This window comes from Bradyrhizobium sp. IC3123 (assembly GCF_020193625.1).
Lineage (GTDB): Bacteria > Pseudomonadota > Alphaproteobacteria > Rhizobiales > Xanthobacteraceae > Bradyrhizobium > Bradyrhizobium yuanmingense.
This window is the reverse complement of record NZ_JADYVF010000012.1, coordinates 94,169-117,267: the sequence shown is the minus strand read 5'-3', so window position 1 is coordinate 117,267 and position 23,099 is coordinate 94,169. Positions and strand designations below refer to the sequence as shown.

Annotated in this window: 25 protein-coding genes; 5 read left to right on the top strand and 20 right to left on the bottom strand. The window is 63.3% G+C overall.

From position 1 onward, the window contains the following. Positions 1-6 precede the first annotated feature (6 nt). The 14 genes from I6F20_RS29920 to I6F20_RS29855 form a co-directional block, all read right to left on the bottom strand. Entirely contained in the window at positions 7-1,989 is a 1,983-nt protein-coding gene (locus tag I6F20_RS29920) for a conjugal transfer protein TraG (protein WP_225129115.1), read from the bottom strand. 41 nt (positions 1,990-2,030) lie between these two features. Continuing rightward, positions 2,031-3,770, bottom strand: coding sequence for a relaxase/mobilization nuclease domain-containing protein (locus I6F20_RS29915; RefSeq protein ID WP_225129242.1), 1,740 nt, complete (start codon positions 3,768-3,770; stop codon positions 2,031-2,033). Positions 3,771-4,238: 468 nt separating this feature from the next. After that, positions 4,239-5,147, bottom strand: coding sequence for a lytic transglycosylase domain-containing protein (locus I6F20_RS29910; RefSeq protein ID WP_225129114.1), 909 nt, complete (start codon positions 5,145-5,147; stop codon positions 4,239-4,241). Between the two features lie 4 nt (positions 5,148-5,151). Beyond that, positions 5,152-5,487: a DUF736 domain-containing protein gene (locus I6F20_RS29905; RefSeq protein ID WP_225129111.1), complete on the bottom strand. Its 336-nt coding sequence runs from the start codon at positions 5,485-5,487 to the stop codon at positions 5,152-5,154. Between the two features lie 34 nt (positions 5,488-5,521). Further along, complete coding sequence (locus I6F20_RS29900; protein WP_225129109.1) at positions 5,522-6,067, bottom strand: S26 family signal peptidase; 546 nt, start codon at positions 6,065-6,067, stop codon at positions 5,522-5,524. Continuing rightward, positions 6,064-6,582, bottom strand: coding sequence for a DUF2840 domain-containing protein (locus I6F20_RS29895; RefSeq protein ID WP_225129107.1), 519 nt, complete (start codon positions 6,580-6,582; stop codon positions 6,064-6,066). Before I6F20_RS29895 ends, I6F20_RS29900 begins: the two co-directional genes overlap by 4 nt. Continuing rightward, positions 6,579-6,833, bottom strand: a complete 255-nt coding sequence (locus I6F20_RS29890) for a hypothetical protein (protein WP_225129105.1) — start codon at positions 6,831-6,833, stop codon at positions 6,579-6,581. The genes I6F20_RS29895 and I6F20_RS29890 overlap by 4 nt, the downstream gene beginning before the upstream one ends. After that, on the bottom strand, positions 6,830-7,468 hold the full coding sequence (gene parA, locus I6F20_RS29885; protein WP_225129103.1) for a ParA family partition ATPase: 639 nt from the start codon (positions 7,466-7,468) through the stop codon (positions 6,830-6,832). Before parA ends, I6F20_RS29890 begins: the two co-directional genes overlap by 4 nt. Then, positions 7,465-8,580: a replication initiator protein A gene (locus tag I6F20_RS29880; RefSeq protein WP_225129101.1), complete on the bottom strand. Its 1,116-nt coding sequence runs from the start codon at positions 8,578-8,580 to the stop codon at positions 7,465-7,467. Before I6F20_RS29880 ends, parA begins: the two co-directional genes overlap by 4 nt. 13 nt (positions 8,581-8,593) lie before the next feature. Further along, on the bottom strand, positions 8,594-8,845 hold the full coding sequence (locus I6F20_RS29875; RefSeq protein ID WP_225129099.1) for a helix-turn-helix transcriptional regulator: 252 nt from the start codon (positions 8,843-8,845) through the stop codon (positions 8,594-8,596). A gap of 314 nt (positions 8,846-9,159) precedes the next feature. Further along, complete coding sequence (locus I6F20_RS29870) at positions 9,160-9,591, bottom strand: NlpC/P60 family protein (RefSeq protein WP_225129096.1); 432 nt, start codon at positions 9,589-9,591, stop codon at positions 9,160-9,162. A 152-nt stretch (positions 9,592-9,743) separates the two neighbouring features. Beyond that, positions 9,744-10,259: a DUF2285 domain-containing protein gene (locus I6F20_RS29865; protein WP_225129095.1), complete on the bottom strand. Its 516-nt coding sequence runs from the start codon at positions 10,257-10,259 to the stop codon at positions 9,744-9,746. Between the two features lie 61 nt (positions 10,260-10,320). Next, entirely contained in the window at positions 10,321-10,530 is a 210-nt protein-coding gene (locus I6F20_RS29860; RefSeq protein ID WP_225129093.1) for a transcriptional regulator domain-containing protein, read from the bottom strand. Positions 10,531-10,642: 112 nt separating this feature from the next. Beyond that, the gene (locus I6F20_RS29855) at positions 10,643-10,906 is read right to left on the bottom strand and encodes a DUF2285 domain-containing protein (protein WP_225129091.1); all 264 of its coding nucleotides are present in this window, start codon (positions 10,904-10,906) and stop codon (positions 10,643-10,645) included. A gap of 231 nt (positions 10,907-11,137) precedes the next feature. Here I6F20_RS29855 and relB point away from each other — a divergent pair, with 231 nt between their 5' ends. Next, the gene (gene relB, locus I6F20_RS29850) at positions 11,138-11,371 is read left to right on the top strand and encodes a type II toxin-antitoxin system RelB family anti-toxin (RefSeq protein WP_225129089.1); all 234 of its coding nucleotides are present in this window, start codon (positions 11,138-11,140) and stop codon (positions 11,369-11,371) included. A gap of 165 nt (positions 11,372-11,536) precedes the next feature. Continuing rightward, positions 11,537-11,956, top strand: a complete 420-nt coding sequence (locus I6F20_RS29845) for a hypothetical protein (protein ID WP_225129087.1) — start codon at positions 11,537-11,539, stop codon at positions 11,954-11,956. A 105-nt stretch (positions 11,957-12,061) separates the two neighbouring features. Here I6F20_RS29845 and I6F20_RS29840 read toward each other — a convergent pair whose 3' ends face one another. Continuing rightward, positions 12,062-12,388, bottom strand: a complete 327-nt coding sequence (locus I6F20_RS29840; protein WP_011084751.1) for a DUF736 domain-containing protein — start codon at positions 12,386-12,388, stop codon at positions 12,062-12,064. 712 nt (positions 12,389-13,100) lie between these two features. Here I6F20_RS29840 and I6F20_RS29835 point away from each other — a divergent pair. Next, positions 13,101-13,430, top strand: a complete 330-nt coding sequence (locus I6F20_RS29835) for a hypothetical protein (RefSeq protein ID WP_225129085.1) — start codon at positions 13,101-13,103, stop codon at positions 13,428-13,430. A gap of 43 nt (positions 13,431-13,473) precedes the next feature. Here the strand turns inward: I6F20_RS29835 and I6F20_RS29830 are convergent, their stop codons facing one another. After that, positions 13,474-13,680: a cold-shock protein gene (locus tag I6F20_RS29830; protein ID WP_164940908.1), complete on the bottom strand. Its 207-nt coding sequence runs from the start codon at positions 13,678-13,680 to the stop codon at positions 13,474-13,476. Positions 13,681-14,073: 393 nt separating this feature from the next. Here I6F20_RS29830 and I6F20_RS29825 point away from each other — a divergent pair, with 393 nt between their 5' ends. Beyond that, on the top strand, positions 14,074-14,832 hold the full coding sequence (locus I6F20_RS29825; RefSeq protein WP_225129083.1) for a class I SAM-dependent methyltransferase: 759 nt from the start codon (positions 14,074-14,076) through the stop codon (positions 14,830-14,832). A gap of 35 nt (positions 14,833-14,867) precedes the next feature. Here I6F20_RS29825 and I6F20_RS29820 read toward each other — a convergent pair whose 3' ends face one another. Further along, positions 14,868-15,308: a hypothetical protein gene (locus tag I6F20_RS29820; RefSeq protein WP_225129081.1), complete on the bottom strand. Its 441-nt coding sequence runs from the start codon at positions 15,306-15,308 to the stop codon at positions 14,868-14,870. Positions 15,309-15,604: 296 nt separating this feature from the next. Here I6F20_RS29820 and I6F20_RS29815 point away from each other — a divergent pair, with 296 nt between their 5' ends. After that, entirely contained in the window at positions 15,605-16,273 is a 669-nt protein-coding gene (locus I6F20_RS29815) for a hypothetical protein (protein ID WP_225129080.1), read from the top strand. 69 nt (positions 16,274-16,342) lie between these two features. Here I6F20_RS29815 and I6F20_RS29810 read toward each other — a convergent pair whose 3' ends face one another. The 3 genes from I6F20_RS29810 to I6F20_RS29800 all read right to left on the bottom strand — a co-directional run bounded on the left by I6F20_RS29810 (position 16,343) and on the right by I6F20_RS29800 (position 22,991). Beyond that, a complete protein-coding gene (locus tag I6F20_RS29810) occupies positions 16,343-17,272 on the bottom strand; it encodes a DUF2493 domain-containing protein (protein ID WP_225129078.1) in 930 nt (309 codons plus the stop codon). Positions 17,273-17,601: 329 nt separating this feature from the next. After that, positions 17,602-18,660, bottom strand: a complete 1,059-nt coding sequence (locus I6F20_RS29805) for a DUF7146 domain-containing protein (RefSeq protein ID WP_225129077.1) — start codon at positions 18,658-18,660, stop codon at positions 17,602-17,604. Further along, positions 18,660-22,991, bottom strand: a complete 4,332-nt coding sequence (locus I6F20_RS29800; RefSeq protein ID WP_225129076.1) for a strawberry notch family protein — start codon at positions 22,989-22,991, stop codon at positions 18,660-18,662. The genes I6F20_RS29805 and I6F20_RS29800 overlap by 1 nt, the downstream gene beginning before the upstream one ends. Between the last annotated feature and the right edge of the window lie 108 nt (positions 22,992-23,099).

Genomic DNA, 23,099 nt, shown 5'->3' with positions numbered 1-23,099 from the left:
CCTGCCTCACAATCCGAGATCGTCGCCGGGATCGAGGGAGGCTTGGCGCGCCACGCCCTGCATCATGTCGTTCATGCGCCTGATCCGCGGGACATCTTCATCGAGCTCATCCACGAGGTCCGAAGCGAACTCGTTCTCGAGTGGTTCCTTATTCTCCACCGTGTCTCGATCGAGTTCCGGCTGCTGCCTGCGGTCGGCGGCCTTTGGATCTTCGTCATCCGTCTGGTCGTCGTTCAACGTCTCCAATGCCCTTGGGCGCGGCGGCAATGGCCTTGAGCTCCAATCGTCCAACCGGCCGCCATTGGATTTCGTCAGCATCGGCGGCGCCATGATGCGCTCCTGGAAACGTCTATCTTCGTAATAGCGCGCCTTCTTCGCCCGAATCGGATGGAGGCCCGACATCATGACGATCTCGTCGGAGGGCGGGAGCTGCATCATCTCGCCGGGCGTGAGCAGCGGGCGGGCGGTCTCGGACCGCGACACCATGAGGTGGCCCAGCCAAGGCGCCAGCCGGCTGCCGGCATAGTTCTTCATCGCCTTCATCTCGGTCGCCGTGCCGAGCGCGTCGCTCACGCGCTTTGCGGTGCGCTCGTCGTTGGTCGCAAAGCTGACCCGGACGTGGCAGTTGTCAAGGATCGAGTTGTTGGGCCCGTAGGCCTTCTCGATCTGGTTCAGCGACTGAGCAATCAGGAAACTCTTGATGCCGTATCCGGCCATGAAGGCCAGCGCAGACTCGAAGAAGTCGAGCCGGCCGAGCGCCGGGAATTCATCGAGCATGAGGAGGAGACGGCGCCGGCCCGCCTTGGCCTGCAGATCCTCGGTCAGCCGGCGGCCGATCTGGTTGAGGATCAGCCGGATCAGCGGCTTGGTGCGGTTGATGTCCGATGGCGGCACGACGAGGTAAAGCGTGGTCGCTCGCTCTCCGCCGACGATGTCGGTGATCCGCCAGTCGCAGCGCCGTGTCACCTCCGCCACCACCGGATCCCGGTAGAGGCCCAGGAACGACATGGCGGTGCTCAAGACTCCGGAGCGTTCGTTGCCGGATTTGTTCAGCAACTCGCGTGCGGCGGACGCGACGACGGGATGGACACCGGCATCGCCCAGATGCGCCGTTCGCATCATCGCGGCAAGCGTCGTCTCGATTGGCCGCTTGGGATCGGACAGAAAGGCTGCGACGCCGGCGAGCGTCTTGTCTTCCTCCGCGTAGAGAACGTGGAGAATGGCACCGACCAGCAGTGCGTGACTTGTCTTCTCCCAATGGTTCCGCTTCTCGAGGCTGCCCTCGGGATCGACCAGGATGTCGGCGATGTTCTGGACGTCGCGCACCTCCCACTCGCCGCGGCGTACCTCAAGCAACGGGTTATAAGCCGATGACTTCGCGTTGGTCGGATCGAACAGAAGGACTCGGCCGTGGTGGCTTCGGAAGCCGGCGGTGAGTTGCCAGTTCTCTCCCTTGATGTCGTGGACGATCGCCGAGCCTGGCCAGGTCAGGAGCGAAGGAATGACGAGGCCGACGCCCTTGCCCGATCTCGTGGGAGCGAAACACAAGACATGCTCCGGTCCATCATGGCGAAGGTAGGCGCGCTCGAACCGGCCCAAAACGACGCCGTCAGGCCCAAGCAGACCTGCCTGCTCGATCTCATTGGCTTCAGCCCATCGCGCAGAGCCATAGGTCTCGGCATTCTCTGCCTCGCGGGCGCGCCAGACCGACATGCCGATCGCAACAGCCGCGGCGATGATGCCGCCCGATGCCGCGATGTAGGCGCCCTCGGTGAAGATTGAGGGCGCATAGGCATCGTAGGCGTACCACCACCAGAAGAAGGCCGGCGGGAGATAGACCGGAAAATGCAAGAGCTCGAACCAGGGCTGCCCGAGCTGGGGCTGAAAGCCGAGCCGCCAGGCCGTCCACTCCGTCGCTGCCCAGATCGTTAGCACGACGATCGCCAACACCGTGATGACCTGCCCCCATAAAATCTTCGTCGCGGACATGGCGGCCGCCCTCTCCTGACGTCGGTGATTGGAAGGATCGTTCACAAGCCGAGCCCCCGGTTGCGCCCAAAACCCCAATCGATGCCGCCATCCGCTCGCGCGACACCGGACACATGCCGGCCGAGCTGTTTTTCGAGCGAGGGCGTCCAGGGCACGAGCCGGAAGCCCAACCCGTCATCGATCATGGCGAAGCGGCCGGAGGCGAGAACGAGGCGCTGCCGGTAGGTGCCGGCCACATACTCGCCGCCAGCCGACGGGTTGAACGGTTGGCCGGTCTCGGCGGCGAGCTGCTTGCCGAGATCCTCAAGCTCCCGGTTGCGCAACGTGCCGATGAGATTGTTCGCGAATACCAGTCCTTGCGCCTGGCGTTTCGCGAGACCCTGCTCGATCAGCTGCTCGGCCCGCCGTTGCATGGCCTCGCGGACTTCGGCGCCGAAGCCACCCTGGCCGAGCGCCACGGGATTGCGTGCGACTGCCTGCAGGTCGAGCCATGTCGCGCCGCCCACCGTCACCTGCGCTTCGATCGACAGATCAGAGCGGACGGCCAGCGCCACGCGACGCTGCCCGCCTGCGTCGTCGAACTTGCGGAGCTCGACGATCGATCCTGGGGGGCTGTCGCTGGCCGCGTCGAGATCGGGTAGCCTGATGTGGTGGGTGCGGCCATCGACGCCGTCGACCACCGCATAGGCGGTCCCCTTGAGTTCGTCGTCGAGGCCGCGATCGACGAGGCGTCCAATGATGGGAACGTCGAGGCTTTCGCCGGCCAGCACATAGCTGGCGCTCCCGCGCTCAATGCCGCGTTCGGTCAGGCTGCGGTGGATGCGTTTGATGATGTCGCCGCGCTCGCCGAGCTCGCGCAACGTCGTCTCGGCGGCTTCGTCCATCGACCATTGACCGGGCCCGAGCTGATGAGCGAGGCCGAGGCTCTCCAGGCGCCGCAGCCGGCCGACCTTCAACCCATGGAACTGATCACGCGGCTCGGCCGGATTGGGCGCAAGGTCGATGACGCCGTGCCGGTCTGCATCGCGAACGAGCTGGCGGTCGAGCTGTGTCCACCGTTCGGCTTCGACCTGGCGCTCGAGCGAGCGGCGGATGTCGAGATCGGAGCGCAATCCGAGTTCTTGCGTGACCAAGTCCTGGGCGCGGGCCCGCATCCCTTCCTTGATGTAGTCGCGGGAGATGACGAGGTCCTGGCCATCCTCGGCGACGCCGCGCACGATGATGTGGACGTGGGGGTGCTGGGTGTTCCAGTGATCGACGCCAACCCAGTCGAGCTTGGTGCCGAGATCCACTTCCATCTGCCCGACCAACTCGCGGGTGAAGCCCTTGAGGTCGGCCATATCGGGCGCGTCTTCGGGCGAGACGATGAAGCGGAAATGGTGGCGGTCATCCTGACAGCGCTCAGAAAAGGCCTTGGGATCGGCATCCTCCGTATCCGGGCCGAACAGGCGGGCCTTCTCCCCGTCCCGCGTCACGCCCTCGCGCCGGAGATAGCCGAGATGCGCAGCCAGCGGCGCTGATTTCGCTCTATGCCGCACAACACGCGTCTTGATCGTCACCAGGCGCGAGCGGCCGGTGAGCAGACGGTTTGCCCGCACGCTGGCGGCCCGTCCGCGGCCGAAGCGCGAATGACGGGAGCTCACGAGACGGCCGGCTCGCGAAACGCCGCCGCCGGCGCGCTGAGCGGCCGCAAGCGCCTGGGCGATGAAGGGCCTGGCCCGCTGACTCCGCGAGGAGCGTATGCGGCCTGGCCGGGGCTGAAAATCGCTGTCTTCAGCCATGGCCGGCCTCGACAATGTGCGGAATGCAGAATCGGTACAATGAGTTGATAGTGGGCCGCACATTGCGCGCCGAAGCCGCACATTGCTCGATGAGAAGAAAAACGAAGCAACAACAACCAACCGACCGAGCCGCACATTGCGGCCTTTTATCTCGCCATCGTTCGGTCGGTACTCGCGGAAGCCCCCACTGTTTGCGAGCGTTTGCGATAGCGATCGTTACCCGAAGGGCCGAGACACCCGTAGGGTGGCTCGGTGAGGAGCGAAGCGACGAGTAGAGCGCGGGCCGAAGGCATCGCCCGCATGACTGTGTTGCAGCGTTTCGAATGCAAACCGAATGTCCGTCACGGGGCGCCAGCGAACCTGGAAACTGACGGCTGACATCACGGGCTGCCCGATGTGCAGCCGCCGCAACAAGGGCGCGTGCAAACGTACCGCGATCCGCGCATTGACGTTGAACATGCCGTGCAGTCATTGCGATCGCCCCGTAGCCGAGAGCGCGACGAACAGGCCATCCGACTGCGGCGCAATCGCCGAAACATCGTGCACCGGAGTGGCAGCTGAGCCGCCCTGCGCGGGTTGTTCGCGCGCCGCTCGCACGCCACGAGACGGACCGTCAACGTGGCCGAAAAAGAGCGGCGCCCGCGCCCAGGATGAACGAGAAGAGGTCGCGAGGAGAAGAGGTCCTGGTGCCATCTCCGCATCGACAAAAGGGACGATGGCTGCGACATAGGCTGTCGTCTCTGCCGGCAGCGGACGACGTCTATCGCGAAACTCCTCGTAGCGGCCGGGACCTGCATTGTAGGCCGCAAGGAAACCAGGTGAGCCGTAACTGTCGTGCAGTTCGCGAAGGAAGGCGGCACCGGCGAGGATGTTGTCACGGGGATCGAAGGGATCGCGCCCGAGACCATAGCGCGCGCGCATGTCCGCCCAGGTCTTGGGCATGAGTTGCATCAGGCCGAGTGCGCCTTTGGGTGAGACGGCACGCCGATCGCCGTTGCTCTCGACCCGCATGACGGCTCGTATCCATGCAGCCGGAATGCCAAAGCGCTGCGCGGCCTCTGCCACATGAGATGCGTAGTGATCGCTCGCCGGTTGACTTCGTGCCGGTGCTCTCTGCCCGGACACTGCTGCCGTTGGCCCGCCAATCACCAGCAGGCCGGTAAGGAGGAGAACGGCAAGGCTCGCCCTGTCTCCGCCATCATGGCGAGGCGTCTTGCTGCCTACCGGCGGTGCGCACGGACCGCCGGTTTGACCGCCGCTGTGCGTGGCGTCCGCCCGACGGCTGCGCGGACCGGTGGGATCAGACGGCTTCGCCGCGAGCAAGGGGATGGAGCTTCGATCCGCCTCGACGGCGGCACGCTTGACAGGACCCTGCATGCAATCAGTCCCGCTCAGCGCGCTGGGGCAGACGATTCCAACTCAGCGTCCAGGCCGACTTGTCGTCGCCCGACTGGAAGAGATTGGCGCGGATCGGCCGCGGCAGCGCCGGGTCGTCGATGACGAGCGAAACGTACTCTCCCGCCTTATCGCCGGTACGTTTCCATCCGGCGCCGATCTCCGGGCCGTCGGCATCGCCGAGGCGGATGCGGTAGTCCGGCGCGTTCTCGGCATCCGAGGATTCGGCCGGGACGAGGGTGAGAATCCGCTCGAAGAACAGCGTTTCAACGCGTCCGGTGAAGCCGGACTTATCGCGGGTGAACTGGCCGATTTGCGCCATGGGAAAGCTCCTGGGTTGCTGGGTTGGAAGCGGGTCAATGGGTGGCGGCACGCCAGACGAAGCGGCCGTCGGCGGCTTCGTCCGTCCAAAGCGGGACCGCACGAGCGACAATCGAGGTGACGGGGAGCGCGCCGAAATAGCGGCCGTCCAAGCTGTCCGGGACGCTCGGATTCATGAGGAAGACCTCACCTGGCTCGAGGGTATAGCAACCGCTCCAACGCGGCAGCGGACGGCCGAGATGGTCGCGGTCGTGTGCGGCGCCGACACCGACAGCATCGACCGTGATTGCATCGCCCGACCGGCACACAGTTTGCCCGGGCAGCGCCATCACACGCTTCAGCAGCGGCAGACCTTTTGGAAGAAAGCCGCCATCGGCAAGGAAGCTCGCGATCGGCTCCGGCAGCCGTACCGCGACCAGTTCCAGGGCGTGCAGTTCTCCAACCGGATGCAGCACGTAAAACCCTGTCGGCGTGCTCGCGGTAGCGTTCCAGATCAGCCGCGGCGCGGGATGAATGAACGCCAGGCCGCTGGCGACCAGCGCCGCAAGGTAGGTCAACATGAGATAGCCGAAGCGGGTCATGGCGTGACGCTCCGGCGCTTGAGCCAGGCGATATGCTGCTCGCGCGTGTAGGCGCGCGGCACATGGTCGGCAGCGAGACGATTGTGGAGATGCCGCCAGTATTCGGGCGCAGCGTCAGCCGGATCGATACTGAGCGCCTCGATGGCGTCGATCGCCTGCAACACGCGCTCGACCTTCGGCCAGCTATCGACGCGCAGCAGGATCTCGCCGCCGGGACGGACGAATGGCAGCGTCTGATAGCGCTGGCCGGCCTCAACGGCACGCACGATATCCATGCGCGACACCACGGTGCCGTAGTCATTCGATGCCCAGCGGACGAAGCCGAAGATGCTGCCTGGCGTAAAACTCGAGATGCTGCGGCGACGGTCGAGGATCTTCTCCTCCGCGCGACGGCCGAAGCGCAGCCAGTGCTCGATCCGCTTCTCGATCCAGGTCAGCTCAACATGGGTGAGCGCGACACCGCGTCGGTGCGAGGACGGCACGGCACGCGGCGGCAAGGCCTCGTTATCATTCATGACGGCTCTCCAGCGTCGGTGGGGAACTCTCGCGTCAGCAATTCGCGCAGCATGTCGGCGACGGTGACACCGCGCTGAAACGCGACGACCTTGATGCGGCCGCGCAGCGTGGGGGTGACGTCAATCGTCAGGCGCGCGGTGAATGCGGCTGCGTCGTTCACGCTGCGTGGCGGTGCATCGCTGGCCTTGATCCAGCTTTCGGCATCGCCGGGACGCGAGGCGAAGCCGCGCTTGGTGGAGCGCTCGCTCATGGCGCGAACCTCGCGACTTCAGCAGCGAGCGCGGCGATTTCGCGGGCGGCGGCGCTCTGCTCGGCGAACTCGAAGACGAGCCGTCCGGACTGAGCGGCGTCGGCGAAGACAACGCGTTGGCCGATGGTGCTGGCGAGCACCGGCGGATCGTGGTCGGCGAGCGTTTCGGCAGTCTCGCGGGCGATGATCGTGCGCGCGCCGCAGCGGTTGAGCACAAAGCGAGCGGCAAGCTGCGGACGATAGATGCGAGCCTCTCGCAGCAGAGCGAGCATCTCGGCCGAGGCCCAGCCGTCGAACGGCGACGGCTGCACGGGGATCAGCACCAGATCAGCCGCCAGCAGCGCCGAACGCATCAATCCAGCGACCCGCGGCGGCCCGTCAATGACGACATGATCGGCGGAGCGTGCGATCTCCGGCGCTTCGCGGTGGAGCGTATCGCGCGCGAGGCCAACGACGCCGAACAGCCGTGCGACGTTCTCCCGCGCGCGCTGCTGCGACCAGTCCAATGCCGAACCCTGGGGGTCCGCATCGATCAGCGTCACACGCTTTCCGCGTAGCGCCCATTCACCGGCGAGGTGCAGGGCGAGCGTGGTCTTGCCGACGCCGCCCTTCTGGTTGAGCACGGCGACGATCATAGCTTGCCTCCGGTCTTGCGACCTGGAAGCGGCAAAGATGATTGGCTTGGGTAATTGGTTGGTGGCTCAGCGCGAGCTTCGTCGCTATCCGCAGGACGTACGGGCCCACTACAACAGTTAGATTCTAAGTTAGACTCTAAGTTAAGGCCCGGAATCACAGTTTCGGGCCAAAGCGTTAGTTGGGGTTCACGCGTGCGAAGTCCCGATAGGGCTGCGTGCGGAATCCCGATATGGTTTGCGTGCGAAGTCCCGAGCGCTTCCACAGCGCCGTCCACAGTGGCAGTGGATAATTTGGCCGGAACAATGCGCAGCAATTCGCGACGCGCTTCACGCTCGATGCGCAAGCGGTAGCCGGGAAGCGGCTGACGCGCGGCGATGCGCCGGATCTGCAGCGCAAAATCAGAGACACGCACCAGACTGCCCGACTTCGCATGGAGGTGTGCGACCTCGAACCGCCATCCTCTTGGCTGGCGGCCGGCGTGCTTGCGCGCGACGCGGTAGAGCCAGCGCTCGATCCCGCCGTTCAGGCTGAAATAGGCCGGATCAATCGTGAGAACGAGCGAGCGATCGATGACGCCACGATAGAACCAGTCGGGGAGGACAAATTCCATGCCTTCCACGCGGCCGTCGCGCCCCGCGCATTCTTCCCATTCGTTGATCCAGGAGAACTGGTGGCGCCGCCAATGCTCGCCCTGCCGGATACTCGTGCGGATCACGGTCGCCTGCAGGCGCGTCAGCGCTCCCTTCAAGAGCTTGTAGTCGCGGGCCCCGGTCTGCCGGCCGACTGCGGTTAGAAGCTGGTAAGGTGTGAAGCGCAGGAAGCGGGAGGTCTTCAGACCGAGGTTCTCAGCCTCGACAATCTGGCTGGCCGCCCAAATCAGCACGTCGGCATCCCAAATGGTCGCCATACCGTGCTCAGGGACTGCATAGACTTCGACACGCACGTCGCCGGTCTGGTAGAGGATCGGTCTCGTGCGTTTGGCTTTGGCGAGCGAAAAGAACGGGCGCTCCATCAGGTCGCGCTGATCGCGCGGACTGGCGTCACCGGTGGCGACAACGAACGGGTCGAGCTTACTTCGCTCGCTTGATGTGATGAGGCGACGCGACGACATAACCAGCGTTGCCCTAGCGATGGGCGTTGCCGGCGGTGCGGGCCTCGAGATAGCGAGGATCCGACGTTGAAGTGCAGGCGGCCTGATCGGCCCATGCTTCGAGATCGCCGACGGCGTAGACAACGCGGCCTCCGAGCTTGCGGAAGGTCGGGCCATTGCCATGACAGCGATACTTCTCAAGCGTGCGCGGCGAGATGCCGAGGAGGCGCGCGGCCTCGGGAGTGCGCACGTAGCGGGTGGCGAGTTGCGCAGGCCTATCGAGCATGGGAGATCTCCGTCTTGCCTCGAAGCGCCGCGGCCAAGTCGCGGCATGTCCGGGCCAGAGTGGCGGAGAGTTCAGGCGTTGGGGGTGGACGAAAATCTACGTAGATTTGTGTCCCCCCATCGTCGCAACCAGGCGAGGCCGAGCGCTACCAGCGGGGGTGCGAATTAACTCGCTATGTCGTAAGCCGGATTATGCGAGTTTGACGGCGGTTACGCCTACTCTTGGCCATGCGGCAGTTCGGCACATAATCGACGAGATAGGAACTGGCCTCGTTAGCAAGCAGCAAGCCATAACCGCGCAAAGGCTGCGTTCGACTATAGGCCCACCCCAATTTGGCGGAGCCGCTTTGCGCCAACGAAGGTTCGATATTCGGGAAGCTCGAGAAATTGAGCAACCGGCCAGATCACCGGAGCGGACTGCTTCTTGCTCAGGTGAATAGCTTGGTCATCACCCAGATAGAGCGCGACATGTGCTCCCCAAGGGTTCTCGGTTCGATTGAAAAGCAAGAGGTCGAGGGGCCTCAATTCATCTGACACCAAGCAGGTCTCAGTGGCGTCCTCCCACAGATTGCTGGACCGAAATGGGTAAACGTCAAATCCGAAATGCTTGAGCAGCGCGTATGCGAAGTTCTGACAGTTCGGGCTCTCTGAAAGGCTCGGCAGGGTTGGCGAATCGGGATCGTGCTGTTGATCGTACCTAATGCGCCAGAAATGGTCGGGTATCATGTCCGCAGACAAGGTCTTCATCGTCTTAAACCCTCATGCCGGAGCGCTGAGGTATCCTACTGTCTTGCGGCGGCTGCATCAATCGTGAACGGCAATCGGCACTCCTGAAGCACAGTATGCCGATATCGGCATAACGTGCATTAGAGGCGATAACCTTGAGGGATAGGGGCCGATCAGAGGCCGCGTAGAAGTTTCAGATAACCGCGCTCGACCAGGGCAATCGAATCATGAATGAGCCGGTTCGCCTTGCGGCGGGCATGCGAATCCTTCCACTCGACCGAACGGCGCTGGGCGTGGTCTGAGGCGAGCACCTTCGCTGCGACCTCGCGCGGGCCGCCACCCAGATCGTGAACGTCGAAGGCGTGAAGAAGCTGTGTCAGTCGACGTTTCTGGAACGACGTCAGCCGCAGCGCGGCCGGCAGAAGACCGGTGCGCCGGCCAGCAAGGCGGCGGGCGAAGTGTAGCGCCACATCGGCCCGCAATTCGCCCATGCTGTCGAGCGGCACAAGCACCGCAGGGCGGCGTGCGGCCTGCTCGTCATGCAAATGGACATGCAGTTCACCCGACGCGTCCGCAATCACCAGCTCGCGAGCGTCAGTATCGGACGGTTCGAGGAGCGACTGCCCGAAAGCGCTGCGATCAACAGAACGGAGTGTATCGAAGCCCGGCGGCGCGGATTCCAGGATCAATGTTCCCGGTGATGCCTCGGGCAGCCAAATGGCTGGTTCGGGTCCAACCGGAGAGGCGGGGTCATGGGCGACACCGCAACCTCCATCGACGTGCGAAACTCGCTCGGATGGTTTCGGGATCAGCTCCGTCGCGCGCGATCTGGCGCTCAGTACGGGCGAAGTCGCGGCGGTAGTCAGCGTTGCGGCGAAGGAATTCGAGGGCAAAACCCGGACGCTCAAGGCGATTGAGGCGTTCGATGGTCTCCGGCGAGCGCCAGTACTGGGTCGGCATGGTCTGTCTTCTCGTCTCTCTGCCCCATGCCACGATCCGAAAAGACGACACGAGAGACTAGACCCTAAGGTTGCATCACGCGAGATAGCAATTTGCGTGAGTGGGGCACAGTTCACTGCATCCGCGGTTGCAAAAGGTCCTGATATCCGGCTTCCGACATCCATCGCGCACGGGCGAGGTGGCTGTCGTGGACGATTTTGGCACGATCCGGTTCGCGTCCGGGGTCGAGGCCGAAGATCACGCTGACCACCTCACGCCAGTCGGCGCCCTCCTCCTCGGCCATTAACAACCTAACGTAGATCGCAAGATGTTTCTCGTCATAGGCGTTGACGCGATCAGTTATTGGCGGTCGGTCCTGGAATGACGCTTCGTTCATTGCAATTGCCCCTCAGCATGGATGCAGCGATTAGAATTCATCTAAAGCTTAAGAACTTTACAAGCTGGAAATCGTCGCACGCGATTTGTGCCGTGATGCGCAAATCGCATCGCGGCGCTCCCCGCAAGTGGCAAACTCGGCCCAAGCCAGACGATATGAATAGCACGGCTCGGTACGAATCGGAACGATCGTTCCTGGAACGATCGTTCCGATGTGAGTTCCCTTGTTGCCATGGATCTCAAGGAGGTCATGGCGATCAATTTGCGTCGGATCCGCCATAAGAAGGAGATGACGCAGGAAGAGTTGGCCGATGGCGCCGGACTAAGTGTCCGTTACGTCGGCGCAATCGAACGAGCCGATGTGTCGGCCAGCGTAACCGTGCTGGGCCGAATCGCGGAGGCGCTAGGGGTCGAAGCAGCCGATCTGATCAAACGAACGGCGGTTCATCCTCATCGCGCTCGATGACGCAACAAATTTGTGCTCCATCGCAGCCTTCGCACGTTATGTATCAACTGGGCATTACCTCACGCACAAGTTGATAGGCAACTTTACGTAAATCTGGTCTGTCTCCAAAAGGCGCATACCTGTCCGGGGACGGAAGAGCGTGCTGAGCGAGATGGAGTGAGCCTTATGACCACCCTGTACGAGCACTTGCCAGCCGACATCCGCGAGGTCGTGGACGCTTACGTCGCAGACCTCAGGCCCCAAACTTGGCGAATTCGCCTCCTCTTGCTGATTGATCTCCTTCAAGAGACGTTGGAGACCAGACCCGCCGCTGAGCATTGGCGTTTACTTCAACAATGGACCGGCATAGTGACAGCAATCTTGGAACACTTGCCGCCTGACAGCTCGTTTGTCGAATGTTTGGGGTTGATGAGTATCAGCTTCAACGACCAATGGCGCGCTCAGGCGCTCGGCCAGATCGAGCGCGATCCTACGGTTCTGGATCGTCTCGTCGCAATCTGCCCCGACTGGGGAGACATCGTCGAAACAATATCGGAGGCCGATCAGAGACGGCCAATCAAGGCCCGTCAGGTTCGCCGTCGCTGATCGGAATCGACCCGCCATCTGCGCCTGACTGCAGAACTCTGCACGGCTTCTTGAGCTTAGCGATGCCTCGCCCGGGCCAAGCCGGGCGAGGCATTGCGGATCGGATCAGTCGCCGTTCCGACGGTTGGGACGAGACCAGATCAAGCTGAAGCCCTCGCCCTCTTCATCGGCGAAGAGGTTGGCGAAGATCGGTGCGGTGAAGCTCGGGTCGTCGAGCTTGAGGCCGAGATAGTCGCGGCCCTCATTGGAGCGCTTGGACCAGGCGGCCCCGATCTCAACCCGGCCGACATAGATCCGGTGGCTGGGAGCGTTGTCGCCCGAGCGGCTGGTTTCGGGGACGATGCGGACGTTCCTCGCCTGCAGCGAGAGAGTGACGATTTCGCCGTTGAACTCGTTGTTGCCGGTCTTCTTGAAGGTGCCGATGGTCGCCATGGTAGTTCTCCTTGATCTCTGTTTTCCGAGCCCGCACCTTGCGGCCTCGATGGTGATCGACAGGCCGGAGGCGATCGACGGCGCACCCCGAAGGGGCCGAAGCGTCAGCGGAGGATGGCAGCCAGGCGACTTTCTTGTTTCGCGAGGAATGACGGCGCAGCCGGCAGGGGAAGAAAGTCGATCGGCGCCGTTGCGCCATAGGCGGGCGAGGCGTCAGCCGTCCTTCGGCCAGATCAATCCATCGAAGAGGCCGTTTGGTGCGCTCGGTCCGAACAGAGCTGACATCAAGGGGAACGTGGCGATCTGCGAGTCCACTGAAAGAGTTGGCGCAACCGAATCCAATGGTGAGCTCTCTTTATTGCAGGTAGCGGATCTCCGCTTCCGCGATCGCGGGTCGGCTGGACGCCCCGTTGACGAGAACGGCTGGCCGTATCTGTGATCCGTCGCCGTTTGGTCGATGCCGCACAAGGACTGCCACGAAACTGCCACTCTGCGATGATCGGTCGAGCCTCGACGCTCAGGCTTCGCTGAGTGTAGCTCAAAGACAAGCATCGCGAGCACGCTGGATGCCTGATCCGGTCAGTTACAATGGGATCGATGTCGGCTCTCGCCAGGCCTTCTGATCCGGCAGCGGTAACGATTAGCCGCGGCCCGAAAGCAGGATCTCGTGCAGGACGATGCCCGCTAAGAGCTCGAGTGAGAAGAGAACCGGATGAGCGACAAAAGCGATCTTGAAAACAGAGCCATCGAAGCGATATGGAACTATCGTGAGGCCTTCGCCGTGGTCGGCCGCCTGGAGAGAAAACAGCGTTCCGCGCATCGATCATTGACCAAAGCGCTGATTAAATTGGGTCGCGCCACAAATGGCGAAGACCCGCGGTCTCTCAAGGACAGCATTGAGATTACCTTGGCAGCTGTCTCGCGGCACGACGAAGCGCGGGCCACCCTAAACGAGGCGGCTGCACTAATGGAGTCAGCGCGCCTGACTTTGGCTGCCCTCGAGCGCCAACTGGGATATCTCCCACGTGTCTTGAAAGCGTGAGATTCGGACTAGCTCAAAGAATGCCGGGACGTCGAGCTGCGCCTTATCCTAGGCGGAGATTTTCTGCCGCTTGTTTGCCGCTGCGGTTCGTCACCAGCTCGTAGCTGACCTTCGCGCCTTCAACAAGCGAGGTATAACCGGCCTTCTCTACCGCCGAGATGTGCACGAAAACATCTTTGCCACCATCATCCGGCGCAATGAATCCATAGCCTTTCGTCGGGTTGAACCACTTAACAGTCCCTAACGCCACGTCATTTGCTCCAAAACGGAAAAACGCGTTCATATCTAAATCAATCAACGATCCGGTCGCAAGTCTCCGCGCGAATAGTAGCTTGAAGGGATCCGTTGTCTCGCGCGGAAATGGGCCGACATTCAAGATCGACGACGCGAAGGTCACATTTTCTTCGAAAACCGCGTGCTAACTGTTGCCTGGTTGTCGCGGCCGGATGTACGCCGTGGCATCACGGGAGCCCCGGCCTTCATGCCGGGGTTTTTCGTTTTTGGCGCGAGAAGCCCACCGATTCAAGATGCCTTTTGTGCAGCTGATTTGAGTAGGATCATGACGCGTCGTAGACTGCGACAATTCTGCTTGGATCTGCAGGAACTGTCCGGGACAGAGCGAAAGGCCGAATAGCAGGCAGACATGGCGCAGAATATTTACGACAATCCCGATTTCTTCGCTGGCTACAGCCAGTTGCCCCGGCAGGTGCATGGACTGGACGGCGCTCCTGAATGGCCCGCGATCCGGGCTATGCTGCCCGATCTGGGCGGGAAACGTGTCGTCGATCTGGGATGTGGCTTCGGCTGGGCCTCGCGCTGGATGCGCGAGCAGGGCGCGACCTCCGTTCTTGGTCTCGATCTGTCGCAGAACATGATCGAGCGTGCCAGGAGAGACACAGCGGATACGGCCATCGAGTATCGCATCGCCGATCTCGACACGCTGGACCTACCTGAGACGGCTTTCGACCTCGCCTACAGCGCACTGACCTTTCACTACGTTCAGGATTTTGGCCGCCTCGTGCGCGTGATCCGCAAGGCGCTGCTTCCTGACGGGCATTTCGTCTTTACAATTGAGCATCCGATCTTCATGGCAGCGGCACATCCGCACTGGATTTCCGATGAGGAGGGCCGCAAAACCTGGCCGGTCAATCGATATTCCGTCGAGGGTGAACGTCGGACGGACTGGTTCGCGAAGGGCGTTCTGAAATACCACAGAACGCTTGGCACTACCCTGAACACGCTGATCAGCGCGGGCTTTCAAATTCGGCGGGTCGAGGAGTTTGCCCCGACACACGAGCAGATCCAGCAGATGCCGCAATTGGCCGAAGAACTAGAACGCCCGATGATGCTGATCGTGTCCGCTTCCACATCCATCGCCGGCGAAGCTTCGAAGCCGTCGTGACTGGGTCGTACCGGGCCGCCGCCCCAGTACACATGTCAGCCCCGCGCCAAGCGCTGTCTTGCTGGTCCGTCCGCGGCCATTCCAGTGAAGCGGATGAAAGCCGTGATGCTGACGGCAACGGCTCCGACGACCGCGAAAACCGTCTGCCACGTGGGTGAAGACATCGCCATCTGGGCAATTCCGTGCGTAGCGCTGTAACCGGCGACGGTGGCGGGTGCGACGTAAAAGATGATGACTAAGACCCGGAGCCAAGTCCATGTCACGAGGGCGAGCGCGAGCTGGCCGATGCCGAAGGTTGCGGCGCCAGCCACGAGGGCGACAGCGATGCCGCCCAGAGCGCCGGCGCCCGTGTGGAAGGCCCAAAGACCAATCGTTACGCTGGCGAAGACGGGCAACGCGAAGACTGCAAGCGTGAAGAGCAGCCAGGCGAACAACCCTATGACGACGAAAACAAGCAGTGGTCCCAAGGTGATCATGGCGGTGGGCTCCGTGAGATAAAGGTCTGACGGTCGCGCCTTCCACCACCACCACGGCGCGAACGCAGTATAGCAGCAAGTGCCAGCGACCGGAATCGTTACAAATCCGGGTTGCGTGCGACAGACAAAGTGACCATATTAACCCTCAGGAGCCGATCGCCTGGGCTGCAAGCGACCCAAAAGGCGGCATCTCGATTTCCCAATCGAACACCCCAACGGCAACCATTCTGCCGGCGCGCGGTGGTCATGAAGCGCTTGTGACTGCCATTAAGACGCCGGACTGAAATGGATTTGCCATGTCTACGATTCAAAAGGAATGCGCAGACTTTCTGCGTACGACATTCAACAACCTGACCGGAAGCAAGCTTGGGTCAGGTCACGCTCACGAGATCGTTGCTGCGTATTTTGGCTATTGCACCGCAGCGGCTTTAAGGGTCGAGCCCACATACCAGCTTTCTGCTTTGAACGAAGCCGCGATCCTAATACCTGATCTGCGCTTGATGGATCAGCGCCTGCAGCAGCTCAATGGTCTTCCCACAGGCCTACCCAACGTTGACGAACTGGCGTCGCAGCTGTCCAGCTTTCTCAGTGCAAACGGCTACCTTACAGGCGAGGAGTGGTACACCCGAGATCTCGAGGAGTATATCGACGTGTCCTTCATTCAAGAGGATCCCATGATGATCGAGGACGCTCTCTCGGGTGAGATGGCTATGACGAACGCTTTTTTTGACGAGCTTTATATCGATAAAGTAAGTCTCGACGTCGGAAAAGATGTGCTCGTGGCAAATGTCTCAGGCGCTCTCAATGGAGAGAACGATCCGGATAAGCCGTTCAGCGGGGATTCCATCGTTTTCACGACGATGATGACGTTTGAGCGTGTGGCCGGTCGAATCGGCTATAGGCGACCGGAGTTGGAGACATCGGGCGCCATTGATGACTCGCATTATTATCACGACGACGCCTGAGCCTGTTCGATATTTGTGCCGCGATTGAGCGCTCAGCTAGCTTGTCGTTTTGCAAGACGATGGCGGCGTCTATGCGCCGCCGTACCTCCAGACCGGGATTCCGAGCTTCTTGGCCTTATCGGCGAGGTTGTCCTGGATGCCGGTGCCGGGGAAGTGCATCACGCCGATGGGGAGCGTCTCCAGCATCGCGTCGTTGCGTTTGAACGGAGCGGCCTTGGCGTGCTTCGTCCAGTCGGGTTTGAACGCGACCTGCGGCACCTTGCGATGATCGGCCCATTTGGCCGCGATCAGTTCGGCGCCTTTTGGCGAACCGCCGTGCAACAGCACCATGTCCGGGTGCTTGGCGTGAACCTGATCAAGCTTGGCCCAGATCAACCGGTGATCGTTGAAGTCGAGACCGCCGGTCAGCGCGACTTTCGGGCCAGGCGGCATGAGCACCTGATTATCGGCTCGCTTCTTCGCGGCCAGGAAATCGCGGCTGTCGATCATGGCGGACGTCAGATTGCGGTGGTTGACCTTCGACCCGTTGCGCGGCCGCCAGGCGGAATGGGTATGGCGTTCGAACTCGTCGGCAGCCCGGTCACGCATGAGCTCGAAGGCGCCTCGTCGCTCGATCAGCGTCTGCCCTTCCGCCGTCAGTCGCTCCAGCTCGACGGATTTGATCTCGCTGCCGTCCTGCTCGCGCTGCGAGCGCTGCTGCGCCAGTTCGTTGTCGTCAAGCTCGCGCTCGATCCTGTCAATGGCGCGATGGAAGACGTTCACCGTCGACCAGAGCAGGTCTTCGAGGTCGGGCTCAAGTCGGGTATCGGACAGCGCCACTACCAGGGCATCAAAGATGTCGGCGATGCTGCCGGCGAGGACTCGCGCTTCGGGGAGCCCGCGGGGATCGGGCTCGTCGTGGAAGGGCCGGTAGCCGTAGAGCTGGAGTTCCTGGAGAACCTGGCCGGTCGGGGATGAGTTCTGCTGCGGCTCAAAATCGTCGTCGTGGTTGGTGCTCATTGCGACTTTCCCTGGTCGGATCGACCGCGCCCATCGCGGCCTTCATGGCGACGAAAGCGGCAGGCGGAACGGACTTGCACCCGCAACGCTAGCTGTGGGCCGCAGCCTTGGCGGAGGACCGAAGGGGGACGACTATTTTGCCTCGCGATGTAAAGGCGAGTCTTCCGCCGACGGAAAATAGTCGGCCCACGAGGTTGCCGGTCCGGGCCGTTTGCCGCCCGATCGCCCTCTTAGGAAGGCCGTGGGTGCGGTCCTCTCCGGCGCCGAGGGGAAGCAGGACCACCGACTCCGCAGAGACGAAGCGTCGCATCACCCTCATCCCGTTCCAGCTATGCCGCCAACTCCATAAAGCGCGCGACGTCCTGCGCCGCGATCTGCACGCGGCTCGCGGCCCGAAGGGCCTCAAATCCGAGCAGGCGAAGATCCTCATTGAAGTCGCCAAGCCGTGGCGAGATCACGATCGCGTCGATCCCGGCCTCCTGCGCCCGTTCGATCAAGGTCGCCATGGCGCCGCTACCTGCAGGATCGTCGTCGCGAGCGATGTAGAGCCGGCGAAGCGTATCCGGGAAGAGGATGGCGGAGAGATGCGCCGCCGAGAGGGCTGCGACCATCGGCATTGTCGGCAGGACGCTGCGGAGCGAGAGCATCGTCTCGATGCCCTCACCGGCCGCCATGACTTCGCCAGCTACGCCAAATCGAACGGCGTGACCGAGCAAATCGCCCATCGCCCGCTTCGGCGTGTCGATGAGCGCCTTGCCGAGCGTCGTCTCGCTGAAGCCCCCGGGGTCGAGCCACGTGCGATGCGCGCCGGTGAGGTGGCCTGAGAGGTCGGTGACGGCGGCGATCATCGCCGGCCAAGTCTCCGTCGGGCTGTGGTCATCGGGCCGGTAGTAGCAACGAGGGTGAAAGCGCAGACATCCGGTTTCGTGCAAAGCCGTAATGCCGCGATTGCGGAGATACGCTTCGACGAGTGTGCCCATGACCGACTGGGACATGCCGAAGAGTCGCCGCGCCGCCTCGGGCGATCCGAGGGGCACGGGCGATTTTCTCGACCGGTGATTCGGCTCAGGCTCCAGTTCTGGACGCGGTAGACTCAGAAAGCGTCGTGCTTCAGTGACGACATCGCGGAAGTCTACGAAACCGCAGCTCTCGCGGATCACGTCGAGGAGATCGCCATGTTCGGCCGAGGCGGCATCGGTCCATTTGCCCGCGGGTCCCTTGGCCGATTCCTTGAGCCGGACGAACATCGAGCGACCAGGCGTATTACGGACGTCGCCCACCATCCAGTAGCGGCCCTGTCGCCGCCCATTGGACAGATAATGGCGGCACACCGCCTCAGCGTCACGCGCGAGACGGCGGGCCAGTTCAGAGGCGTTGTCCCGGGCCATCAGGCGGCCTCCCGCTCGCCGACGCGCGCGACCGGATAGTGGTCGAACACCTTGGCCAACACCCCCGCGCCGGTCGCGTCTGTCGGCACGAACATGCGCAGCTTCCACGACATGATCTCGCTGAAGAGGCCGTAGGCGCGCAGCCGGTCACGCATTGCATCGGTGAAGCCGGACAGCTCGATGCGATGGGCGCCCATCACGCGGACGCGACGGAGTTGCAGGTCCTCGGCGAGGTTGAGGACGGTGCGCCCCTCCATCAGCGCCGAGAACGCTTCGTTTGGGGTCAAACTGCAGGTGCCCGTCGCGCAAGCGTTCGCCGCCCAGGCCGGCGAGACCCTGCGACCGATGATGCGTTCGCCATCGTCGCTCTGAAGCCGATAGACCCGGGTCGACTCGTTCGGAAGCCGCTTCCAGATCGGCAGCAGCAGACCGGCGACGATGTGGAGGGTGCTCTCGGCGAACTCGGGGACGTCGACGACTTCGCCGTTCCAGGCCGCGGCGAATGCCTCGCGATGCGCCGGCTGCCAGTGGCTCTCGTCCATCATCTTCATCGAAGCATGATGGTGCTCCATCGGGCGGATCAGCCGCACGCGGCGTTCGATATCGCCGTCATCGAGCATGAAGCTCGGCGCGGGAGTCTGTACCGCGGCGCGGCCCGAGCGCTCGTTGACCAGCGGCACCGCGTGAGGATCGGCGAGATAATCGAGCGCTCGATCCAGCGTCATGGGATGATTGCGCCTGCGTTCGGTGATGGTGAGCAGCCGGGTTTCGGCACCGGTCGCGGGATGGGTGTAGATCGTGCGCCGATCCGTGACGACGAAGCTCTCAGCCTGCAGTGTCTCCAGGCCGACATCGTAGACGCCGCTGGCGATGGCGCCCTCGACCTTGGCGGCCAGCAACTGCTCGAAGGCCGTGAACAACAGACCTTGCAGGTCGATGGTGAGCGCGAGCAGCCGGTTCAGGAACGTGGTGATCGGCGGCAGCTCATCCTTGATGCCGTTCGCGTCCATGAGCTTCAGGCCCGTGGCGTCCTCAAAGGTCTGGAGCGAGCAGCCTTCGACCTTGCCGCGCACGAGCAGCAGATAGAGCTGGCGCAGCGCATCACGGGCGAAGTGGCTCTCAAGATTGTCCTCGGGCCGGAACAGGCCCTGGCCGCCCGTCTGGCGCTGGCCGCGCGTGATGGCACCCAGCGTGTCGAGCCGGCGGGCAATGGTCGAGAGGAACCGCTTCTCCGCCTTCACGTCGGTCGCAATGGGGCGGAACAGAGGCGGCTGCGCCTGGTTGGTGCGGTTCGTTCGACCGAGACCCTGGATCGCAGCATCGGCCTTCCAGCCCGGCTCGAGCAAATAATGGACCCGAAGCCGGCGATTCCGCGCCGAGAGCTCGGCGTGGTAGCTGCGGCCAGTGCCGCCAGCTTCCGAGAAGACAAGCACGCGCTTCAGATCATCCCTGAAGGCGGCGGTCTCGGCGAGATTGGCGGAGGCAGAACGGTTCTCGACGGCAAGGCGGTCACCCCTGCGCACCACGCGCCGCGAGCGTCCCGTCACCTCCGCCACGAGGTCCGTGCCGAAACGCTGCACGATCTGGTCGAGCGCGCCGGGAACAGGCGGAAGCGAAGCTAGCCGCTCGATCAGCTCATTGCGGCGGGCGACGGCCTCCCGGCTCTCCACGGGCTGGCCGTCGCGGAAGACAGGCCGCGACGAGAGATTACCCTCGGTATCGGTGAAGGGCTCATAGAGCTGGACTGGGAAGGAGTGAGCGAGGTAATCCAGCACGTACTCGCGCGGCGTGATGTCCACGCGCACGTCGTTCCATTCTTCTGTCGGGATCTCGGCGAGCCGCCGCTCCATCAGCGCTTCGCCGGTCGACACGATCTGGATGACGGCGGCATGGCCCTCGGCCAGGTCCCGCTCGATGAAACGGACCAGGGTCGGCGTCTTCATGCTGGTGAGCAGATGGCCGAAGAAGCGCTGCTTGGCGGACTCAAAGGCGGAGCGCGCGGCCGACTTCGCTTGGCGGTTGAGCGTGCCGGTCTCGCCGGTGATGTTGGCGGCCTGCATTGCCGCATCGAGATGATTATGAATGATGGCGAACGCGCCGGCGTAGGCGTCGTAGATGTGCCGCTGCTCATCTGCGAGCTGGTGCTCGACGAGCTCGTATTCGACACCATCGTAGGAAAGCGAGCGGGCGGTGTAGAGGCCGAGCGAGCGAAGGTCGCGGGACAGCACCTCCATCGCCGCAACGCCGCCCTCCTCGATCGCCTCGACGAACTCGGCGCGCGTGGCGAACGGAAAATCCTCGCCGCCCCACAGGCCGAGGCGCTGGGCGTAGGCGAGATTGTGGACGGTGGTGGCGCCGGTCGCCGAGACATAGACGATGCGGGCATTGGGCAGCGTATGCTGAAGGCGCAAACCCGCACGCCCCTGCTGCGAGGGTGCGACATCGCCCCGCTCGCCCTTGCCGCCACCGGCATTCTGCATGGCATGGCTCTCGTCGAAAATGATGACGCCGTCGAAGTCGGAGCCCAACCATTGGACAATCTGCCGGACGCGCGAAAGCTTCTCGCCGCGGTCGTCGGACCGCAGCGTAGCGTAGGTTAAAAATAGGACGCCTTCGGCCAAGCGGATCTCGCGCCCTTGAGGGAAGCGCGACAGCGGCGTGACCAGCAGACGCTCCATGCCGAGCGCCGACCAGTCGCGCTGCGCGTCCTCGAGCAGCTTGTCGGACTTCGAGATCCAGACCGCCTTGCGCCGGCCCTGCAGCCAGTTGTCCAGAATAATGCCGGCGGATTGGCGGCCCTTGCCGGCGCCGGTCCCGTCGCCGAGCATAAAACCTCGACGGAAGCGGACGGCGTTCGGTGCGTTATCGCGGGCGGCCGTGACGAGGTCGAAGGTCTCGTCAACCGTCCAAGCGCCGGCGAGATAGTCCCCATGCGCCTCGCCGGCATAGATGACCGTCTCGAGTTGGGCGTCGGACAGGAGGCCGTCGCTGACAAGGTCGGCAGGCAGGCGCGGCCGATAGCTCGGCTTGGGCGGCGCAACCGAGGCCATCGCGGCCGACTGCACCAGCTTGGTCGGGTGCGGCTGCGCGCCGGGGATCCGGATCGATTGGAGCTGGTATTCTTCGTAGATGGCGTCGCCGAGGCGCGCCTCCTCGGGCGGCGTCCAATCGAATGTCTCGTAGGCGAGGTCGACGCCCTCGGGATCGGCGACCGGGGCGTTAACCGGTTGTGCAGCGGCCCGCCCCAGATACCCGCGCACGATGCGAGGCGCCGGCGAGACTGACATGGGAAGCGCGCCGGTTGATGCGACGCTCAGGCGAGGTGGAACGTGTTCGCCGATCCCGCGGAGCAGCGTCGCGACGTCGGGCGCGATTCCCGTAGACTCCGGGAAAGCGTGCGCGTCATCGGCAGGCACCTTGTCGATGATCGTGATACGCGTCTCAATCGTGGTGCCGTGCTTGGCATAGACCGCGCCGGCGATCGCGGCGGTGAACACCACGCGGCCGCGTTCCTGCAGGCGGGCGAAGGCCCCGCGCCAGGCCGAGGCCTCGGGTGAGAAGTTTGCACCGGTGATCGTGACCAGCCGGCCGCCGTCAGCAAGGCGGGCAAGCGCCGAGGCGATGTGACGGTACGCCGTGTCGGCCATGCGGCCAGAAACGTTCGCCATCGCCGAGAACGGCGGGTTCATCAGCACGACACTCGGCACGACGGCGGGGTCGAGGTGATCGTCGATTTGGGCCGCGTCGAAACGCGTGACGGAAATGGCCGGAAAGAGGGAAGAGAGCAACGTGGCCCGGCTCTCGGCCAGTTCGTTCAGCACGAGCCCGCCGCCGGCGATCTCGGCGAGGATGGCGAGCAGCCCTGTGCCTGCGGACGGCTCCAGCACGCGATCCGCCGGCGTAATGGCGGCCGCGGTCAGCGCAGCCAGACCGAGCGAAATCGGAGTCGAGAATTGCTGGAAAGTCTCACTTTCGGCGGAGCGGCGCGTGTGGGTCGGCAGGAGCCCCGCGATCTTGTCCAAGGCGGAAAGTCGTGAAGCCGGGGAAGCGGCTTTGCGGAAAAGCGCGTTTCCGTATTTGCGCAGGAACAGGATGGTAGTGACCTCACAAGCGTTATAAGCCGTCTTCCAATCCCATGCGCCCGTCGCATCGGATGCGCCGAAGGCCACCTCCATCGCAGCGCGCAGGATTGCGGCGTCGATACGACGACCATGCTCAAGATGAGGGAGAAGCTGCTCAGCCGCAGCGATGATAACGCTGGCTCCCTCGGGAGTGCGCACAGGCGAGATCGGGGCGGCCTCGTCAGCCGCGATCGGGAATAGATGGTTCATGAGGGGAAGCCTGAAGGAGAGCGGGAAGGAGCGAGCCGGCGGCGCTCTCTCTCAGACCGGACCGGCTCAAACCCGTCCCGGCCCCACTCTCACTCTCTGCCCGATGCC

Bases quoted from the DNA above. Each gene is read 5' to 3' on its own strand.
- I6F20_RS29800 (WP_225129076.1), bottom strand. From the start codon at position 22,991: ATGAACCATCTATTCCCGATCGCGGCTGACGAGGCCGCCCCGATCTCG.
- I6F20_RS29845 (WP_225129087.1), top strand. From the start codon at position 11,537: ATGACCACCCTGTACGAGCACTTGCCAGCCGACATCCGCGAGGTCGTG.
- I6F20_RS29840 (WP_011084751.1), bottom strand. From the start codon at position 12,388: ATGGCGACCATCGGCACCTTCAAGAAGACCGGCAACAACGAGTTCAAC.
- I6F20_RS29895 (WP_225129107.1), bottom strand. From the start codon at position 6,582: ATGAATGATAACGAGGCCTTGCCGCCGCGTGCCGTGCCGTCCTCGCAC.
- I6F20_RS29920 (WP_225129115.1), bottom strand. From the start codon at position 1,989: ATGTCCGCGACGAAGATTTTATGGGGGCAGGTCATCACGGTGTTGGCG.
- I6F20_RS29820 (WP_225129081.1), bottom strand. From the start codon at position 15,308: ATGATCACCTTGGGACCACTGCTTGTTTTCGTCGTCATAGGGTTGTTC.
- I6F20_RS29835 (WP_225129085.1), top strand. From the start codon at position 13,101: ATGAGCGACAAAAGCGATCTTGAAAACAGAGCCATCGAAGCGATATGG.
- relB (WP_225129089.1), top strand. From the start codon at position 11,138: ATGGATCTCAAGGAGGTCATGGCGATCAATTTGCGTCGGATCCGCCAT.
- I6F20_RS29815 (WP_225129080.1), top strand. From the start codon at position 15,605: ATGTCTACGATTCAAAAGGAATGCGCAGACTTTCTGCGTACGACATTC.
- I6F20_RS29910 (WP_225129114.1), bottom strand. From the start codon at position 5,147: ATGCAGGGTCCTGTCAAGCGTGCCGCCGTCGAGGCGGATCGAAGCTCC.
- I6F20_RS29825 (WP_225129083.1), top strand. From the start codon at position 14,074: ATGGCGCAGAATATTTACGACAATCCCGATTTCTTCGCTGGCTACAGC.
- I6F20_RS29905 (WP_225129111.1), bottom strand. From the start codon at position 5,487: ATGGCGCAAATCGGCCAGTTCACCCGCGATAAGTCCGGCTTCACCGGA.
- I6F20_RS29805 (WP_225129077.1), bottom strand. From the start codon at position 18,660: ATGGCCCGGGACAACGCCTCTGAACTGGCCCGCCGTCTCGCGCGTGAC.
- I6F20_RS29810 (WP_225129078.1), bottom strand. From the start codon at position 17,272: ATGAGCACCAACCACGACGACGATTTTGAGCCGCAGCAGAACTCATCC.
- I6F20_RS29870 (WP_225129096.1), bottom strand. From the start codon at position 9,591: ATGAAGACCTTGTCTGCGGACATGATACCCGACCATTTCTGGCGCATT.
- I6F20_RS29875 (WP_225129099.1), bottom strand. From the start codon at position 8,845: ATGCTCGATAGGCCTGCGCAACTCGCCACCCGCTACGTGCGCACTCCC.
- I6F20_RS29890 (WP_225129105.1), bottom strand. From the start codon at position 6,833: ATGAGCGAGCGCTCCACCAAGCGCGGCTTCGCCTCGCGTCCCGGCGAT.
- I6F20_RS29855 (WP_225129091.1), bottom strand. From the start codon at position 10,906: ATGAACGAAGCGTCATTCCAGGACCGACCGCCAATAACTGATCGCGTC.
- I6F20_RS29880 (WP_225129101.1), bottom strand. From the start codon at position 8,580: ATGTCGTCGCGTCGCCTCATCACATCAAGCGAGCGAAGTAAGCTCGAC.
- I6F20_RS29900 (WP_225129109.1), bottom strand. From the start codon at position 6,067: ATGACCCGCTTCGGCTATCTCATGTTGACCTACCTTGCGGCGCTGGTC.
- parA (WP_225129103.1), bottom strand. From the start codon at position 7,468: ATGATCGTCGCCGTGCTCAACCAGAAGGGCGGCGTCGGCAAGACCACG.
- I6F20_RS29860 (WP_225129093.1), bottom strand. From the start codon at position 10,530: ATGCCGACCCAGTACTGGCGCTCGCCGGAGACCATCGAACGCCTCAAT.
- I6F20_RS29915 (WP_225129242.1), bottom strand. From the start codon at position 3,770: ATGGCTGAAGACAGCGATTTTCAGCCCCGGCCAGGCCGCATACGCTCC.